Raw genomic sequence first — 1,320 nt, 5'->3', positions numbered from 1 at the left:
GGGCCGTTTGCGCGGCCGCGGGCGAGGGGGAACCGCTGTAACTCCGCGAACTCCGGCACCGCCCCCGGCTGGTAGCTCTCGTAGTACTCGTTGGGCGACTCCAGCACGACGTCGTCGGTGTACGACATCACGACGTCGTCGGGGATTCCGAACGAGGACATCATCGACGGGAACGTGCCGGCCGTCGACTTGTTGCTCTGCCGCGGGAACTCGTCTTCCGACTCCGTCTCCAAGACGACGACGTCGTAGTCGCGCGTCGCCAGATCGCGGGCGCACTGCGCGCCCGCCGGCCCGGCGCCGGCGATAGCGACGTCGTAGCGATCAACCATACACGCCAGTTACGGACCCTCCTAATTAGGCTTGCTGAAACTCCCCGAAAAGCCCGCGAGAAGCCGCCCGTTCGGCCGGTTTTGGCCGTCGAGAGAGGTCGGAATTCACTCGACCTCGTCCGGCGGTCTCGACCCGATCCGGCGGTCTCAGTAGAACTCGCGGACCAGGTCGGTCGCGCTCTCCGGAGCGCCGTCCGGAATGACGGACATGTCCTCGTCGACGCCGTGCTGCTCGTGGTACGGCACCGACGACTCGTCCCTGTAGATGACGCCCTGGTGTTCCTTCTCGCTGTCGAGGATGACGTCCTTCGCCGCCTCGCGGTCGGTCGGGTCGTGGTCCTCCTCCTTCAGGTCGACCAGCGAGTCGCGGAAGTAGTCGTACGTGTCGACGTCGTTGAAGGTGACGCACGGCGAGTAGACGTTCACGAAGCCGAACCCGTCGTGCTCGATGGCCTCCTGGATGATCTCCTGGTGGCGGAGCGCGTCCGAGGAGAACGACTGCGCGATGAACGTCGCGCCCGAGGCGAGCGCCAGCGCGTGCGGGTTCACCGGGGGCTGTTTCGGCCCCTCGGGGCTCGTCGACGTCTCGAAGTCCTCCCGCGAGGTCGGGGAGGCCTGCCCCTTCGTCAGCCCGTAGATGCGGTTGTCCATCACGACGTACGTCATGTCGACGTTGCGCCGGACGGCGTGGACGAAGTGGCCCGCGCCGATGGAGTAGCCGTCGCCGTCGCCGCCGGCGACCATCACTTCGATGTCGGGCCGGGCCATCTTGACGCCCGTCCCGACGGGGAGCGCGCGCCCGTGAACGCCGTGGAGCGCGTAGCTGTGCATGTACGTGCCGATCTTGCCGGAACAGCCGATGCCGGCGACGACGAAGGTGTTGTCGGGGTCGTTCCCCGTCTCCGCGAGCGCCTTCATCATCCCGTTCATCGTGCCGAAGTCGCCGCAACCCGGGCACCACGTCGGCTGCTTGTCGGACTTGAAGTCGGTG

Annotated in this window: 1 protein-coding gene and 1 pseudogene; both read right to left on the bottom strand. The window is 67.0% G+C overall.

The features are described 5' to 3' along the window. A pseudogene (locus B9G38_RS17490) lies at positions 1-329 on the bottom strand (FAD-binding protein); the annotation flags it as partial. Between the two features lie 147 nt (positions 330-476). Next, positions 477-1,320 (bottom strand): 2-oxoacid:ferredoxin oxidoreductase subunit beta (locus tag B9G38_RS17485; protein ID WP_086221193.1); only part of this gene is annotated, 844 nt, incomplete at its 5' end.

It is taken from the genome of Halorubrum sp. SD612 (assembly GCF_002135005.1).
The sequence above is the reverse complement of the archived record's forward strand: the minus strand, read 5'-3'. Positions and strand labels throughout refer to the sequence as shown.